The organism is Actinosynnema sp. NPDC053489, assembly GCF_044544865.1.
Taxonomy (GTDB): domain Bacteria; phylum Actinomycetota; class Actinomycetes; order Mycobacteriales; family Pseudonocardiaceae; genus Actinosynnema.
Genome location: NZ_JBITXT010000010.1, coordinates 86715 through 102912, shown reverse-complemented (window position 1 = coordinate 102912; position 16198 = coordinate 86715). Strand labels below are relative to the sequence as shown.

Annotated in this window: 13 protein-coding genes; 5 read left to right on the top strand and 8 right to left on the bottom strand. The window is 74.4% G+C overall.

What is annotated here, in order from left to right; all coding sequences use genetic code 11:
* Positions 1-210: 210 nt before the first annotated feature.
* Complete coding sequence (locus ACIGNX_RS23060; RefSeq protein WP_396542744.1) at positions 211-882, top strand: lytic polysaccharide monooxygenase; 672 nt, start codon at positions 211-213, stop codon at positions 880-882.
* Between the two features lie 126 nt (positions 883-1008).
* Here ACIGNX_RS23060 and manA read toward each other — a convergent pair whose 3' ends face one another.
* From manA to ACIGNX_RS23035, 5 genes are all read right to left on the bottom strand, one after another.
* Positions 1009-2109, bottom strand: coding sequence for a mannose-6-phosphate isomerase, class I (manA, locus tag ACIGNX_RS23055; protein WP_396542743.1), 1101 nt, complete (start codon positions 2107-2109; stop codon positions 1009-1011).
* Positions 2110-2118: 9 nt separating this feature from the next.
* Entirely contained in the window at positions 2119-3075 is a 957-nt protein-coding gene (locus tag ACIGNX_RS23050; protein WP_396542742.1) for an ROK family protein, read from the bottom strand.
* 93 nt (positions 3076-3168) lie between these two features.
* Positions 3169-4149, bottom strand: coding sequence for an L-glyceraldehyde 3-phosphate reductase (gene mgrA, locus ACIGNX_RS23045; protein WP_396542741.1), 981 nt, complete (start codon positions 4147-4149; stop codon positions 3169-3171).
* A 10-nt stretch (positions 4150-4159) separates the two neighbouring features.
* Positions 4160-4993, bottom strand: coding sequence for a LacI family DNA-binding transcriptional regulator (locus ACIGNX_RS23040; RefSeq protein WP_396542740.1), 834 nt, complete (start codon positions 4991-4993; stop codon positions 4160-4162).
* Positions 4990-7434, bottom strand: coding sequence for a glycoside hydrolase family 2 protein (locus ACIGNX_RS23035; RefSeq protein ID WP_396542739.1), 2445 nt, complete (start codon positions 7432-7434; stop codon positions 4990-4992). The genes ACIGNX_RS23040 and ACIGNX_RS23035 overlap by 4 nt, the downstream gene beginning before the upstream one ends.
* Positions 7435-7555: 121 nt before the next feature.
* Between ACIGNX_RS23035 and ACIGNX_RS23030 the strand changes: the two genes are divergently transcribed.
* The 4 genes from ACIGNX_RS23030 to ACIGNX_RS23015 all read left to right on the top strand — a co-directional run bounded on the left by ACIGNX_RS23030 (position 7556) and on the right by ACIGNX_RS23015 (position 12000).
* Positions 7556-9685, top strand: a complete 2130-nt coding sequence (locus ACIGNX_RS23030; RefSeq protein ID WP_396542738.1) for an alpha-galactosidase — start codon at positions 7556-7558, stop codon at positions 9683-9685.
* Between the two features lie 207 nt (positions 9686-9892).
* On the top strand, positions 9893-10387 hold the full coding sequence (locus ACIGNX_RS23025; RefSeq protein WP_396542737.1) for a DUF3558 family protein: 495 nt from the start codon (positions 9893-9895) through the stop codon (positions 10385-10387).
* Between the two features lie 208 nt (positions 10388-10595).
* Positions 10596-11132: a DUF3558 domain-containing protein gene (locus tag ACIGNX_RS23020; RefSeq protein WP_396542736.1), complete on the top strand. Its 537-nt coding sequence runs from the start codon at positions 10596-10598 to the stop codon at positions 11130-11132.
* A gap of 142 nt (positions 11133-11274) precedes the next feature.
* On the top strand, positions 11275-12000 hold the full coding sequence (locus ACIGNX_RS23015; RefSeq protein WP_396542735.1) for a twin-arginine translocation signal domain-containing protein: 726 nt from the start codon (positions 11275-11277) through the stop codon (positions 11998-12000).
* On the opposite strand, the gene ACIGNX_RS23010 is transcribed toward ACIGNX_RS23015, so the two are convergent.
* The 3 genes from ACIGNX_RS23010 to ACIGNX_RS23000 are packed head-to-tail and all read right to left on the bottom strand — an operon-like array spanning position 11981 to position 16112.
* Complete coding sequence (locus ACIGNX_RS23010) at positions 11981-12946, bottom strand: enediyne biosynthesis protein UnbU (protein ID WP_396542734.1); 966 nt, start codon at positions 12944-12946, stop codon at positions 11981-11983. The genes ACIGNX_RS23015 and ACIGNX_RS23010 overlap by 20 nt on opposite strands.
* Entirely contained in the window at positions 12946-14844 is a 1899-nt protein-coding gene (locus tag ACIGNX_RS23005; protein WP_396542733.1) for a CRTAC1 family protein, read from the bottom strand. Before ACIGNX_RS23005 ends, ACIGNX_RS23010 begins: the two co-directional genes overlap by 1 nt.
* Positions 14841-16112 carry an ABC1 kinase family protein gene (locus ACIGNX_RS23000; protein ID WP_396542732.1) on the bottom strand — a complete coding sequence of 424 codons (1272 nt, stop codon included), beginning with the start codon at positions 16110-16112 and terminating at the stop codon, positions 14841-14843. The genes ACIGNX_RS23005 and ACIGNX_RS23000 overlap by 4 nt, the downstream gene beginning before the upstream one ends.
* Positions 16113-16198: the final 86 nt, after the last annotated feature.

The window sequence follows — 16198 nt, the reverse complement described above, 5'->3', positions numbered from 1 at the left end:
TCAACGTTCGACACACGCGACCCGGGCGTTCGACACACCGGGCTTGAGCGTTCGACACACGTGACCTGAGGGTTCGACACACCGCGCGGGGGGGCGCGGTGTCCGATTCGCGCGGTTGGGGTTCACAGAACGTGTGCGGTTCGCTACCTTGAGGTCTGGGAGCGCTCCCAGCCCGGTAGTCGGTTAATCCTCAACGTGGAGGACACACACATGACCTTCAAACGCGGTCTCCGCTCGGTGATCGGCGTCATCAGCTCCGTCCTGGCGGTCGCGTCCGCCAGCGTCGTCGTGCTGGTCGGCGCGTCGGGCGTCGCGAGCGCGCACGGCTCGGTCACGGACCCGCCGTCGCGCAACTACGGCTGTTGGCAGCGCTGGGGCAGCGACCACCTGAACCCGAACATGGGTCAGACGGACCCGATGTGCGCCCAGGCGTGGAAGACCGACCCGAACGCGATGTGGAACTGGAACGGCCTGTACCGCAACGGCGTCGGCGGCAACCACCAGGGCGCCCTGCCGAACGGCCAGCTGTGCAGCGGCGGGCTGACCGAGAGCGGCCGCTACCGCGCCCTCGACACCGTCGGCGCGTGGAACACCACCACGAAGCCGCGCCAGTTCACGCTCACGATCACCGACCAGGCCAAGCACGGCGCCGACTACCTGCGGATCTACATCACCCGCCAGGGCGTCGACACCACCACCACGCCGCTGCGCTGGAGCGACCTGGAGCTGGTCACGTCGACCGGCCGCTACGGCACCACGGGCCTCTACCAGGCCCAGGTGAACGCGGGCAGCCGCACCGGCCGCCACACGGTGTTCACGATCTGGCAGGCCAGCCACATGGACCAGGCCTACTACCTGTGCAGTGACGTGGTCTTCCAGTAAGACCCCGGCCCCGGTGGCGTGACGCTCGCCGACGGGCGCACGGGGTGCGGCCGCCCTCGCCGCATCCCGTGCGCCCACCCGCGCCAGGGCAGTTCTCGTCAGGGCAGGTACCTCGGGGCAGGTACATCAGGGCAGGTTCGTGGTGGCCCAGAACGCCTCGCCGGCACCAAAGACCCCGGCCGCGTCGGCGTTGTGCGGCAGGAACACCGACTCGCCACCCCGCAGCACGACCTCCTCGCCGCCGCGCCGCACCACGACCGAACCGCTGGTGCACAACAGGAGTTGCGGCCCGCCGCCGGCCAGCACCGCGCCCGGTCGCACGGCGTGCAGCAGGAACTCCGGGTCCGGCGTCCGGTAAGTCCTCAGTGGACCGTTCCCCTCACCGTCGAGCACGGCGGCCGGACCGGACCGGTGGTCCACCAGCGACAGCACCCCCGGCACGTCCACGGGCTTGGTCGTCAGGCCGGCGCGGAGCACGTTGTCGGAGTTCACCATCAGCTCGACGCCCGTGCCGCGCAGGTGCGCGTGCAGGACGCCCGCGCCGACGTGGAGCGCCTGCCCGGGCCGCAGCCGCACCGCGTTGAGCAGCAGCGCGGCCACCACGCCCGCGTCGGCCGGGTAGTCCTCGGCCAGCCCGGCGACGTGCGCGAGCGCCGGCACGCGGGCCGCCGCGTCGGCCACCTCGGCGACCAGGGCCCGATCGGTGCGGCACAACGCCCACCGCAGCGCGCTCCCGGTGTCGTCGGACGAGAGCGCGGCCCGCATCGGCGCGAGCGACGGCAGGCCCAGCTCGTCCAGCAGCGCGACCGTCTCGACGGGCCGGCGGAAGCCGGACAGGGTCTCGAACTCCGTGAGCGCGACCAGGACCTCCGGCTTCGCGCGGTCGTCGCGGTAGCCGCGCTCGGCGAACCCGGTCGCGGCCTGCTCCCGGTTCGGGTGCACCTGCAGTGACAGCGGCGCGTCCACGGCCAGCACCTTGAGCAGGAACGGCAGCCGCGGCCCGAACGCGGCCAGGCTGTCCGGACCCAGCAGCCCGGCGGGGTTGGCCGCGAGGTGGGCGTCCAGCCGCACGTCGCAGCCCGCCAGCCGGGACGGGTCGTCGGGGTGCGCGCCGACCCACAGCTCGGCCTGCGGCACGGGGCTCGGCCCGGTCTCGCCGCGCATCCGCGCCAGCGCGGTGCGCGAACCCCAGTGGTACTCCCGGACGATCGCGTCCAGCTTGCGCACGGTGCTCCCTCAAATCCCCACGGGCAGCGGCGGCACGGGGGCGTCCGCGAGGAGCGCCGCCGCGCCGATCAGCCCCGAGTCGACGCCCAGCACCGCCGGGCGCACCTCGACCCGGCGCATGAACTCCAGCCCCGCGTAGTTCGCGAGCGGCCGGGTGACGGCCGGTTCGAGCAGGTCCCACGCCTGCGCCACGCCACCGCCGATGACCACGCGGTCGATCTCGCACAGCGCCGAGGCGACCGTGACGACCCGCGCGACCGCCGCGCCGGACCGCCCGAACGCCGCCCGCGCGGTCGGGTCGCCCGCCCGTGCCGCCGCGGCGAGCGCGACGCCGTCCGCCGTGCCGCCGAGGGGCTGCCAGCCCTGGTCCAGGGCCCAGCGGACCATCGACGGCCCGCTGGCGATGGCCTCGGCGCAGCCGGTGGCGCCGCAGCCGCACGGCGGGCCCGCCGGGTCGACCACGAAGTGCCCGACGTGGCCCGCGTTGCCGGTGGTGCCGAAGTGCGGCCGGCCGGCGAAGACGAACCCGCCGCCGATGCCGGTCGAGACCACCATGCCGAGCAGGCACTCGCTGCCCCGCCCGTTGCCGTGGTGGTACTCGGCCAGTGCCGTGCACAGCGCGTCGCCGCCCAGCCGCACCGGCAGCCCGGGCAGCAGCTCGCCGACGCGCGTGGTGATCGGGAAGTCGCGCCAGCCCGGGATGTTGACCGGGCTGATGGTGCCGGTGCGCAGGTCCATCGGGGCGGCCGAGGCGATGCCCGCGCCGAGCACGGTCCGGTCCGCGGCCAGGGCGAGCAGCTCGCCGAGCACGCCCGCGAGGCCCGCCCAGACGGTTTCCGCGTCACCGGGCGGCGTTGGCGTGGTGCGGCGGGCCAGGACGGACCCGTCGGACCCGACCAGCGCCGCGGCGAGCTTCGTGCCGCCGATGTCGATGGCGACCGCGATCGGGTCGAGTGCTTGCCCCATGGACTTAGTTAAGCGGTTAAGCAAAGTTTCGTCAAGGTCCGTTGACGCGCCGGTCACCCGAGGTGAAGCGGTTCACCTCGGGTGACCGGGTGGTCACAGGTGCCGTTCGATCTCGGCCAGCTCGTCGTCGTCGAGCGCGAGGTTCGCCGTCGCTGCCACGTTGTCCTCGAGCTGCTTCACGCTGGAGGCGCCCACCAGCGCCGACGTGACGTTGCGCAGCACCCACGCGATCGCGAGCTGGGCGAGCGTCTGCCCGCGCCGCCGCGCGATCCCGTCGAGCGCCCGCACCTTCGCCAGCGTCGCCTCGTCCAGGTTGGACGCCGACAGGAACGGCGACGCGCCGGCCGCGCGCGAGCCCTCCGGCACGCCGTCGAGGTAGCGGTCGGTCAGCACCCCCTGCGCCAGCGGGGAGAACGCGATGCTGCCCGCGCCGACCTCGGCCAGCACGTCGAGCAGGCCGTCCTCGACCCACCGGTTGAGCATCGAGTACGACGGCTGGTGGATCAGCAGCGGCGTGCCCAGCTCGCGCAGCACCCGGGCGGCTTCCCGGGTCTGCTCGGCCGAGTAGTTGGAGATGCCGACGTAGAGCGCCTTGCCCGAGCGGACGAGGTGGTCCAGCGCGCCCATCGTCTCCTCGACGGGCGTGTCCGGGTCCGGCCGGTGGTGGTAGTAGATGTCCACGTAGTCCAGGCCGAGCCGGGTCAGCGACCGGTCGAGCGAGCCGACCAGGTACTTGCGCGAGCCCCACTCGCCGTACGGGCCGTCGAACATGTGGTAGCCGGCCTTGGTGGACACCAGGATCTCGTCCCGGTGCGGCCGGAAGTCCCGCGCGAACAGCCTGCCGAAGTTCTCCTCGGCGCTGCCCGGCGGCGGCCCGTAGTTGTTGGCCAGGTCGAAGTGGGTCACGCCGAGGTCGAACGCGCGGCGCAGGATGGCCCGCTGGTCGTCGAGCCGGCGGTCGTGGCCGAAGTTGTGCCACAGGCCCAGCGACACGGCGGGCAGCTTGAGCCCGCTGCGGCCGGATCGGCGGTAGGGCATGGCGTCGTACCGCGACTCGGCGGCGAGGTAGGTCATGTGGTTGTCCTCATCGGGTGCTCTCCCGCGGGATGAGCGCGGGCTTGGGCGACCAGCGCTCGGCGACCTCCACGCCCTCGATCAGCTCGAGCACGGACTCGGCGACGGTGACCCCGAACTGGTGCACGTCCACGCTCATCGTGGTCAGCGCGGGCGACGCGAGCCGGCACAGCGACGAGTCGTCCCACGCGACCAGGCTGAGCCGGTCGGGCACGGCGACGCCGAGTTCCTTGGCGACGTTCAGGCCGGCGACGGCCATCACGTCGTTGTCGTAGATGATCGCGGTGGGCGGCTCCGGCGCGGTGAGCAGCGCGGTGGTGAGCTTCGCGCCCGACTCCTCGGAGTAGTCGCCCTCCACCACCACGGGCTCGATGCCCGCCTCGGCGCACCCCTCGACCAGGGCGGCGGTGCGCGCCCTGGTGTGCAGCAGGGCGTCCGGGCCGCTGACCCGGGCGATGCGGCGGTGGCCCAGCTCCAGCAGGTAGTCCAACGCCTCGCGCACGGGGGTCGCGTCGTCGGTGCGGACGGCGGGCACGGCCAGCTCGTCCGGCTCGCCGACGTACAGCGCGGGCAGCCCGATCTCCCGCAGCACCGCCGGGCGGTGGTCGTCGACGGTGCGGTTGACCACCACCACGGCGTCGACCACACCGCCCGCCGCCCACCGGCGGTAGGCGGCGATCTCGGCGTCCTGGGTGCCCACGATGTGCAGGAGCACGGACCGGTCGCCCTCGGCGAGCCGCTCCTCGATGCCCGCGATGAACTCCATGAAGAACGGCTCCGCGCCCAGCAGCCGCGCGGGGCGGGCCAGGACCAGGCCGACCGGACCGGTCGAGCCGGAGGTCATGTCCGCACCGCGCACAGGCTGTTGGCCGAGCGCAGCACCAGCGGTCCGGTCAGCTCGGACGGGTCCGCCAGCTCGGCCGAGGTGCGGACCAGGAACGAGTGCGCGGCGCCGGCGGGCAGGCTGACCAGGGCGTCGTCCACGACGGCGTCCTCGGCGACCCGGTCGGCCAGCACGGTCACGTCGCGGGCGAAGGAGGACGCGGTGACGTCCACCCGGTAGCCCTCGGGCACCCGGCGCACCTCGGCGGTCAGCGGCGCGGGGTCGTAGGCCAGCTCCAGGTCCTCGCGGAACAGGTGCGCGGTGCGCGCGTCGGCCGTGCTCGCCACCAGCACCTCCCCCTTCGCGTCACCCGGCGTGACCAGGTCCGCCGCCAGGTCGAGCCCCGCCACCGACCTCGCCGGCACGTCGAGCGGGAGTTTAGCCGTCACGAGCACGTCGCCCGCGAACGTCCGGCGCTCCACCGCCACCTCGCCGGTCCACGGCTCGTCGGTGTCGTTGACGGCGACCAGCACGTCCCGGCCGTCCCGCGGCTGCACGGTGAGCAGGCGCGGCGCGAAGGAGTGCCGCAGCGCGTAGTACAGCGGCTTGGGCCGCTCGTCGCCGTCGATCGCCGCCCACGAGGTGACCGGCCAGCAGTCGTTGAGCTGCCAGACCAGCGCACCGGCCGTGCGCGGCCAGTGCGAGCGGAAGTGCTCGACGCCGAACGCGACCGCGCGGGCCTGGTTGAGCTGGGTGGCCCAGTGCCAGTCCTCGAACGCCTCCGGCGCGGGCAAGTGCGGCGCGAGGCCGCGGTCCAGCTTGCCGTTGCCGTCCTCGGCCTTCTGGTGCAGCAGGAACGCGGGCGAGGTCGGCGTCATCGGCTCGTCGTGCACCCACTTGGTGAGCGTCGCCCAAGTGGGCGGGCCCTGGAAGCCGAACTCGGAGCAGAACCGCGGCACGGAGTCGCGGTAGTGCGCGTAGTCGACCCGGTTCCAGACCTCCCACTCGTGGCGGGTGCCGTGCGTCTCCGCGTTGGGGTGCAGCTCGCCGGGGCTGTACGGGCTGCCCGGCGAGTAGTGCCTGGTCGGGTCGAGTTCGGCGACGATCGCCGGCAGCAGCTCGGTGTAGTAGCGCAGCCCCCAGGAGCGGCCCCGCAACTGCTCCGACCACCCCCAGTCGGCGAAGCCCCACAGGTTCTCGTTGTTGCCGTTCCACAGGGCCAGCGAGGGGTGGGAGGTGAGCCGGGCGACGTTCTCGCGCGCCTCGGCCTCCACCTCCTGCCACAACGGCGGCTCCTCGGCGTACGCGGCGCAGGCGAACAGGAAGTCCTGCCAGACCAGCACGCCCCGCTCGTCGCACACGTCGTAGAAGTCGTCGGTCTCGTAGATCCCGCCGCCCCACACGCGCAGCATGTTCAGGTTCGCCGAGACGGCCTGGTCGACCCGGCGCGCCAGCCGGTCGCGCGTGACGCGGGTGAGGAAGTGGTCGTCGGGGATCCAGTTGGCGCCCTTGGCGAACACCGGCCTGCCGTTGACGACGAACGTGAACGGCGTGCCGATCTCGTCGGGCGTCGTGTCCACCGCGATCGTGCGGAAGCCGATGCGACGATCGACGCGGTCCACCACGCGGTCGTCCGACCGGAGCTCGACGTGGAGGTCGTAGAGGGGGTGGTCGCCGTAGCCCACGGGCCACCACAGCTCGACGTCGGGCACCTCGACGGTCACCGCGGCGGAGTCGCCCTCCACCCGGACGCGCCCCTCGGCGCCGGCGACGGTGGCGACGGCGGTCAGCCCGGTCTGCCGAGCGCGGTCGACCTCCACGTGCACCTCGACCCGGCCGGTGCCGTCTCCGGCCACGGTGACCAGCGGGCGGACCCCCGCCAGGCGCGCCTCGGTCCAGCGCTCCAGCCGCACCGGCTTCCAGATGCCCGCGGTCTGGAGGTCGGGCCCCCAGTCCCAGCCGAACGAGCACGCCATCTTGCGCACGGCGTTCATGGGGTGCGGGTACGCGCGATCGCGCCGGCCCAGCACCTCCTCCTGCCGCTCGGCGTAGGCGAGCGCGGAGTGGAAGGTGACCACGAGGTCGTTCGGGCCGTCCGCCAGGTGCTCCCGCACGTCGAAGCGGTAGGAGCGGAACATGTTGGCCGTCTCGCCCAGGACGTGGCCGTTCAGCTCGACCGTGGCGACGGTGTCGAGGCCGTCGAACGCCAGCTCGACCGCCTCCCCCGGCCGGGCGGCCTCCGCCTCGAACGTCGTCGCGTAGCGCCAGTCCACGCGGTGCATCCACGCCAGCGCGGCTTCGTTGGTGTCGAGGTAGGGCTCGGGGACGAGACCGGCGGCCAGCAGGTCGAGGTGCGTGCTGCCGGGCACGACGGCGGGGACCTCGCGACCGGCGACGCCCTCCGGGACCGGCCCGCCCACCGCGCTCAGGCGCCACCCGTCGTGCAAGGTCGTGCGAATCATCTGTCCTCATTTCCCGGGAGCGGCGGTGGGTTTCTGCCGTGTGACGGTCCAGGTATGGCGATTCTTACGCCAGCAACTAAAGTAAGTCAACGAGGATCACCGCCAGAGAGGAAGACCACAAGTGGCAGACGTGACGCACCTGCGGGCAGCGGGGGTGAGCCTGGTGCTCGACTTCTCCGGGGGCACCCTCCCGCGGGTCCGCCACTGGGGCGCCGACCTCGGTGAGCTCACCCCGGAGGAACTGGCGGCGGTGGTGTCGGCGCAGGCGCCGCACCCGATCGGGTTCTCCGTCGACGGACCGGTGGACGTCGCCGTGCTGCCCGAGCAGTCGGCGGGCTGGCTCGGCACGCCCGGCGTCGTCGGCAACCGCGGCGGGCGCGACTTCTCCACCGCGTTCCGGGTGGTGTCGGTGGACGGCCCCGCGGTGCGCGCGGTGGACGAGGTCGCCGGGCTCGCGCTGGACCTGGTCGTCGAGCTGACCCCCGCCGGGTTGGTGCGGCAGCGGGCCGCGCTGACCAACACCGGGTCCTCGGACTTCGCCGTGGACGCGGTCAACCTGACCCTGCCCGTGCCGCCGCAGGCCGTCGAGATCCTCGACTTCACCGGCCGGTGGGCGCGGGAGCGCAGCCCCCAGCGCACCGCGTGGACGCACGGCCTGCGCGTGCGCGAGAACCGCACCGGCCGCACCGGCTACGACTCGGCCTACCTGTTCGCCGCGGGCACGGCCGGGTTCGGCAACCGCTCCGGCGAGGTCTGGGCCGTGCACACCGCCTGGTCGGGCAACCACCGCACGTTCGCCGAGCGCGGCTACCACCCCGTGTCGCTGCTGGGCTCCGGTGAGCTGCTGCTGTCCGGCGAGGTCGTGCTGGCACCGGGCGAGTCGTACACCTCGCCGTGGCAGTACGCCTCTTACGGCACCGGGTTGGACGAGGTGTCCGCCCGGTTCCACCGGCACCTGCGCGCCCGGCCGTCCCACCCCGCGTCACCGCGGCCGGTCGTGGTGAACACGTGGGAGGCCGTGTACTTCGACCACGACCTGGACCGGCTCAAGGCGCTCGCGGACGCCGCCGCGTCGGTCGGCGCGGAGCGGTTCGTGCTGGACGACGGCTGGTTCGGGTCGCGGCGCGACGACCGGCGCGGCCTGGGCGACTGGTACGTGTCCGACGAGGTGTGGCCCGACGGGCTCGGACCGCTCACCGACCACGTCACCGGGCTGGGCATGCGGTTCGGGATCTGGGTCGAGCCGGAGATGGTCAACCCGGACTCCGACCTCGCGCGGGCGCACCCCGACTGGATCATGGCGGCGGGCGACCGGCTGCCCCGCCCCGCCCGGTCCCAGCAGGTGCTCGACCTGGCCCGGCCCGAGGCGTTCGCGCACGTCCTGGAGCGCCTGGACGACCTGCTGACCACCTACCCCGTGTCGTACCTGAAGTGGGACCACAACCGGGACCTGGTCGAGGCGGGCCACCGGCCGACCGGGCGCGCGGGCGTGCACGGCCAGACCCTCGCGGTGTACCGGCTGCTGGACGAGCTGCGCCGGCGCCACCCGGACGTGGAGGTCGAGTCGTGCTCGTCGGGCGGCGCGCGGGTGGACCTGGAGGTGCTGGAGCGCACCGACCGGGTGTGGGTGTCGGACTGCATCGACGCGCTGGAGCGGCAGTCGATCCAGCGGTGGACCAACGCGCTGATCCCGCTGGAGCTGATGGGCACGCACGTGGGCGCGCCCGAGTCCCACACGACCCACCGGTGGCACCCGGTCGACTTCCGGGCCGGCACGGCGCTGTTCGGGCACTTCGGCATCGAGTGGGACCTCACCGCCGCGTCGGAGGAGGACCTGGCGCGGCTGAGGGCGTGGGTGGCGCTCTACAAGGAGCTGCGGCCCCTGCTGCACACCGGGGTGTCGGTCCACGGCGACCACCCGGACCCGGCGGTCGAGGTGCACGGGGTGGTGGCGGAGGACGGGTCGGACGCCGTGTTCGCGATCGTCGCCCTGGCCACGTCCGCCTCGTACCCGCCCGGCCCGGTGCGCCTGCCCGGCCTGTCGCCCGACACGAGGTACCACGTGCGGCCGCTGCCGCCCGGCGACGTGCCCGACGGGAACGCCGACAACTGGGGCGTGCGCCTGCCGTGGTGGCGCGACGGCGTGACGCTGCCGGGGCGGGCGCTGTCGACGGCGGGCGTGCAGGCGCCCGTGCTGCACCCGGAGCGGCTGGTGCTGGTGCGCGCGACGGCGGTCGGCCGGGACGGCTGACGGCGTACGTCTACGGGGTGAAATCGGGCCCCCGAGCGCCCCGCCTACCGGAGCGGCGGACCCGGAGGCGCTACAGATCACCACTGCCGGTGCAGGGCACGTGCGACGCCACCAGGGAGCGGTGATCACCGTGGAGGGACTTTTCGGCGGGACGGGCGCGGCGGTCGGCGAGGTCGGCCTCCGCGCCGCGCGCCCGGGGGCGAAGCCGTGACCCCCCGCACGGCCCCGACCGGCCTCCTGGTCGCCGTGCTCCTCGGCGCGTCGGCGTGCGCCAACGCGGTCGAGGGCAGACCGGTGCCGCTCGGGGGCTCCGCCTCGCCCGCCCTCGACCGGACCGACCCGTGCGCGCTGGTGGACCGGGAGGACGTCGAACGGGCCGTGGGCCCGCTGGACGAGGAACCCCGCCGCCGCGACCTGGGCACCGCGCGCAGCTGCGAGTACGAGGTGGACTCGCAACTGGTCGTCATCGACATCCGCACCAACGTGGGCCTGGGCGGCGTGAACGCGGCGGGTCCGGTGACCGAGTCGACGCTGGGCGGGCACCGGGTGAAGAGCTGGGTCACCGAGAGCGGCAGCTGCTTCTACGCGTTCGGGGTGACCGTGTCGTCCCGGGTCGACGTCGCCGTGCAGGCCAAGCAGGGCAAGGCCCAGTGCGACCTGGCGAAGCGGCTGGCCGAGGTGGTCGAGCCGGAGCTGCCCTAGCCCGGCGGACCGGTGACCGGAAGCCGGCCGCGGAGTCGGGCCCGGCGCGATCCCGCTCTGCGGACCTTCGGTCTGGTAGCGCTCCCAGAACGTGCGCTACGGTCGGCGCACGGAGTGTCGGTCCCGGTTGTGAGCGTCACCGGGGCGAGGACCGACCGGAACGCCGGCGGCGCGCCCTCACCGCCCTGACCGACCGGGGAACGACCCAGTGAACCCTCGCACCACGCTGGCCGCGGTCGCGGTCCTGCTCACGGCCGTCGCCTGCGGCGGCCCCGCCGACGACCAGGCCGCACCGCCCGCCGCCACCTCGTCGCAGGCGTCCACCGCGCCGCGCGGCGTCGGCCCGGTCAAGGGCGGCCCGCTGGACGGCGTCGACCCGTGCACCCTGCTGACCAAGGCGGAGGCCGAGCGGGTCACCGGACCCCAGACCGCCGAACCCGCGGTCGAGCAGCTCGGCTCCGCGCGGGTCTGCAACTTCGCCCCCCGGCAGGCCCTGCTCGGCGTCGGCGTCCGGACCGCGCAGGGGCTCGACCAGGTGCAGTCCAACGGCAACGTCGTGCAGGAGGTGGTGGTCGGCCGCCACCAGGCCAAGCAGGCCGTCGGCGCGACGGGCAGCTGCGGGGTCTTCATCGGCGTCACCGAGACGTCCCGGGTCGACGTGCTGCTGAACTCGGGCAGCGCGACCGAGGACCCGTGCCCGGCGGCGATGCGGGTCGCCGAGCTGGTCGAGCCGAGGTTGCCCTAGCACCATCACTCGACCGTGGGTCCGTCGGCCGGATGAAGATCTTCACGACCGGGTCGTTTTCCCCGTCACGCCAACGGTTCCGCCGGCCGCTGCGCTTAGGTTCGGGGCGCTGAGCTTCGACGAGTGCCAGTGGAGGGTGACGATGGCTGACCACCAGCAGGAGCGACCGGGCGAGCCGCTCGGCGGCGCGGACCGGCGGGGGTTCCTGAAGGGCACCGCGGCGGCCGCGCTGGGCGCCGGCGCGGCGGCGGTGGCGGGTCCCGCGAGCGCCGCCGCGGCCGAGCGGACCCACCCCGACGGCCTGCCGCCGGTCGGCGCGGAGATCCCGTGCAGCTGCCTCGCCGTGAACACGCCGCTGCGGATCAGGACGAGCCTGGTGACGGTGGACTTCCGGGGCGGCATCAAGGTCCGGGTCGAGACCAACCCGGACGACCCGGAGAACTCGGTGCGGTTGCGGGTGGTCGGCCACCGGGTGTCCGCCGAGCTGCCCGGCGGCGACTCGGCCGACACGTCGGCCGGCACGATCACCATCGAGCAGAACGACGTCGACGTCACGCCCGAGAGCGTGCTGCGGCTGACGCAGAAGTACCCGCCGCGCTACGAGCAGGTGATGGTGCTGCGGTTCACCATGACGATCGACCAGCCCGACGAGGTGCTGCGCCGCGCCGGCGTCCGGTCGCCGAAGGCCTACGAGCCACTCGTGCTGGAGACGAAGAACCCGGCGGTGCTCGTCGGCACCGTGACGCAGTTCCCGCCGAGGGGCGACGTCTACCGGTTGCAGAACCCGGTGGACCTGGTGCTGCCGGACGACCCGGACACCGTCATCGCCACCATCGAGGAGTTCCCCGTCAAGGTCGGCGGGCTCTGACCGCGGGGGGTCGGCCGGAGCCCGCGCCCTGGTGCGCGGGCTCCGGCGCCTCGACCGCGGCGCGTTGCGCCGGGACCGTCCACCCCGGTCGGCCCGCCGCGAGGACGAGGACGCCGGCGCGCAGCACGCAGGTGGTCACCAGGGCGAAGAACAGCCCGAACACGACGTGCAGGTGCACCAGCAGCCCGTAGACCGCGGCCGTGGCCAGGCCGAACGCGACCTGGTTGCGCGGCCGGGTCGGCGTGGTGCCCGGATCGGTGATCATGTAGTTGGTGTAGAGGATGAACGCCGTGCCGGTGATCGGCAGCAGGGCGCTCACCGCCGAGACGTCCGTGACGGCCGCGCGCACGAGCGCCTGCGCCACGAACCCGCCCACCCACGCGGCGATCAGCGGCACCCGCCCGGTCAGCTTGGCGTTGACCAGCGTCCCGGCGATCAGCAGCAGCGCCGGGACGACCGCGTCCCACCACCCGGTGAGCCACTCGGTGAACTCGTAGGGCGGTGCGACGGACACCCACGGGAACAGCAGCAGGACCACGACGATCCCGGCGTTGCTCGGGTTGAGCACGTGCCGGGACCTCCCGCCCACCGGCACCCGCACGACGTACTTGCCGGCGACGCCGACGACCGCGGCCAGCACCGTCGGCAGTAACCGGTCGTTGGCGTACAGCAGCATCGCGCACGCCATGCCGGTGATGTAGGCGGGCAGCAGGAAGTCCACCACCTCGCCGAGCCGGCCCAGGCAGCGCGGCCGACGACCGTCCACGACGGCTTCCAGGCCGTCCAGCACGAGTTCGGCGACCACCGCGGCCGACACCGCGACCACCGGGGTCAGGTACGCCTGCTCGAAGCCGAGCACGGTGTGGCCGAGCGCGGTCAACGCGGTGATCGACACGCCGAACCGCCGCAGCGCCGCGGAGCGCCGGGCGGCGGGTGACTTGGCCACTACTCCTCCTCGATGGAGCCGTCGGGGTGGAGCAGGAGCCGGTGCCAACCCGGGGCGAGCGGCACCGACGCCGCGTGGCGCCGCCCGCAGTCGTCGCGCCACGAGAGGCGCACCGGCACGGTCGCGGGAGGGGCCGGGCCCAGGCCGAAGTGCAGCTCCGGAGCGTTCACGCCGTTGTGGCCGTTGGCCGGGTAGAGCTGCCGCAGCACCGTGCCGCCGGGCACCGGCACCTCGGCCTCCGCGCCGATCGCCGGGGTGGTCGCGCCGGTGGCGACGCCCCCGCACGCGCCCACCGGCTCGCGCAGCCGCAACCCGAGGAACGCGCCCGCCGGCGAGGTGTTGCGGTAGAGGGTGGACCGGGCCCACTGGTTGGCCACCGCGAAGTCGAGCCGCCCGTCGTCGTCCACGTCGCCCACGGCGAAGGCCCGGCTGACCGCGTCCGTGCCGACGCCGACGTCCCGCGCCACGTCCACGAACCGACCGGTCGCGTCCCGGGTGAGGAAGGTGTTGCGGTCGTGGCCGGACAGGTCGGCGTCGCCGGTGAACCGCGGCCACAGCGCCGGGTGGCGCAGCGCGAGGTCGTTCGCCATGGCCAGCTCCTGCAACTGCGGCCAGCCGTCCACCCCGCCCGCGAAGAACCCGGTCGCGTGCATCACCTCGTCGCGGCCGGAGTTGTCGAAGTCGGCCGCCTTGACGTCCCACGACCAGCCCGAGCGGGACAGGCCCAGGTCCTCGGCGAGGTCGTCGTAGGGCGCCTCGCCCCGTGCCAACCGGTCCGCCACGGCGGCGCGGCCGGCGGTGGCGACGAACGCGAAGTTGCTCTCCTGGAGGGCGAACGGCTCGGTGATGTTGCTGACCAGGATGTCCGGCACGCCCCGGGCGTCCAGGTCGGTGAACGCCACGCCCATGCCCTTGAACGAGTCCGCGCCCAGCACCTTGGACTTCGGCGTCGTCGCGTGCCGCCTGCCCCGCACCGCGCGGAAGGACGGGAAGCCGGGCGCGGACTGGTTGACCAGCAGGTGGTCCGGCCCGAAGTCGTTGGCCACGTAGAGGTCCGGCAGCCCGCGCCCACCGAGGTCCTGGGCGCCCAGGGCCAGCGCCCAGCCCGTGCGGACGCGCGCCGGGAACGCGTCGGGGGCTTCGGTGAACCGACCGCCGCCGGCGGCGCGGAACAGCCGCAGCGGGCCGCCGTTGGTCGCCTGCGAGAGCGAGTCGGGCATCGGCTGCGGCCCGGTCGCGGCCGGGTCGAGCAGCCGGGCGCCGCCCGGGAAGTAGTCGCCGAACACGAGGTCGACGTGGCCGTCGCCGTCGAAGTCGCCGACGGTCGCCGCGTTGGTGTTCCACACCCGCCGCGGCTCGACCAGCTCCCGGGCGCGGAACGCGGACGCCGAGGGCGGTTCGCCCGGCGACCGCAGGAACAGCACCGGGGAACGACCCCAGTAGTACACGACGACGTCCTGCCACCCGTCCTCGTCCAGGTCGACCGGCAGGCACCCCATCGGCGCGGTGGGCGGGTCCGCCGCCGGGCCGCCCGGTTCGAGCGCGAACGGCGCGTAGCGCGGGCCGGTGGTCGGCGCGGGCCGGACCTCGACCCGGTCGGCGCGCGGGTCCACCAGGCAGACGTCGCGGGACACCGCGCCGCCGTCCACCGCGAACAGGGCGGCGGCCGCGCCCATCGAGGAGATCCACGACCTGATCCCCTCGTACCCCGGCGCCACGGTCCGCGCGCCGGCGGCCCGGCCCTCCGCGCCGAGCGGGTGGGCGGTGAACCCGAACCGCTGCGCCAACGCGGCCCGTTCGGCGGGCGGCGGTGCGGGCGTGACCGTGAAGCCGACCACGGCCAGGCACCCGAGCAGCGCCACCGCGCGCACGAGGTGGCGGCGGACCAGGGCCCTCACCGGGCGCCGTTCCCGATCAGCGCCCGCTCCATCAGGGCGGTCGTCAGGTACGGCCGGGCGAGCCGCTGGAAGTCCGCGTCCGGGTCGAACTCGCGCACGGTCCCCTCCAGCACCAGCAGCGACAGGATCGGGAAGGCGAACCGGGGGTCGGCGGCGTACCCGTGCCGCCGCTGGGCGTCGAACAGCCCGGCGGCGAACGCGGCCAGGTCGAACGCACCCGCCCGGCGACCGGCGTGCACCGCGACGAGCGCGGCGAGGTCGGCGCGGAACGCCACCGGGTCCGCGCCGCGCGCCGGGGTGGCCGTGGACAGCACGATGTCCGCGCACGCCTCGCCGTCGCCCTGGCCCAGGCAGTAGAAGAACGCGGCGAACTTCTCCCGCGCCGCGTCCGGCAGCCGGACCGCGAACCCGGCGTCGAGGAGGACGACCGTGCCGTCCGGCCGGAAGTAGAGGTTGCCCGGGTGCAGGTCGCAGTGCACGACGCCGTCGACGAACAGCATCCGGTACACCGCGCGCAACGCCGACGCCACCGCGGCCCGCCGCTCCCGCTCGCCCAGGTCGCCGGGCCGCCGCCGGTCCAGCCCGTCGACGTACTCCATCACCACCATGTCGTCGGTGGACAGCAGGCGGTCGACGCGCGGCACGAAGACCCCGGGCACCTCGCGCAGGGCGTCGCGGAAGCCGTCGAGCAGCTCGGCCTCGCGGGCGAGGTCGAGCTGGGCCAGGACGCGCTCGCCGACCTGCTCGACGACCTCGACCACCGGCGCACCGCGCAGGGCGGGCCACCGCGCCACGACCCGGGCCACCGCGTCGACCAGCGCGAGGTCGGCCGCGAGCGCCCGCTCCACCCCCGGTTTGCGCACCTTGACCGCGAGCACGCCGCGCCCCGGCACCACCAGCCGGTAGACGCAGGCGATGCTCCCGGCCCGGACCAGGACCGGGTGCGCGCCCCCGAACCGCGCCCGCAGCCTGCGGACCGCCGACCGCGAGGGCACGGGTCGGGCGCGGTCGTGCAGCGGCGCGAGCGCCCGGCGCCACCGGAGCGGCAGCACGTCGGCCCGGGTGCTGAGCAACTGCGCCACCTTGACGTACGCGGGGCCCAGCGCCACGACCGCGTCCGACAGCCACCGGTCGACCGCGGGCCGCTCGCCCCGGACCCGCGCCGACACCGCCGCCAGGGCGATGAGCGCACCGCGCCCGAGGACGACGGCCACCGCGCGGGCCGCCCGGCCGATCACCACACCAGTGCCGAGCGCGCGCGAAGTCATCGGTCGGGTCACTCCTCGGGTCGGGCGCCGGGCTCCTGCCGCCGGCGCCCTCCTCGATAACGACCCGGGCCGCGGCCGGGCAAGCC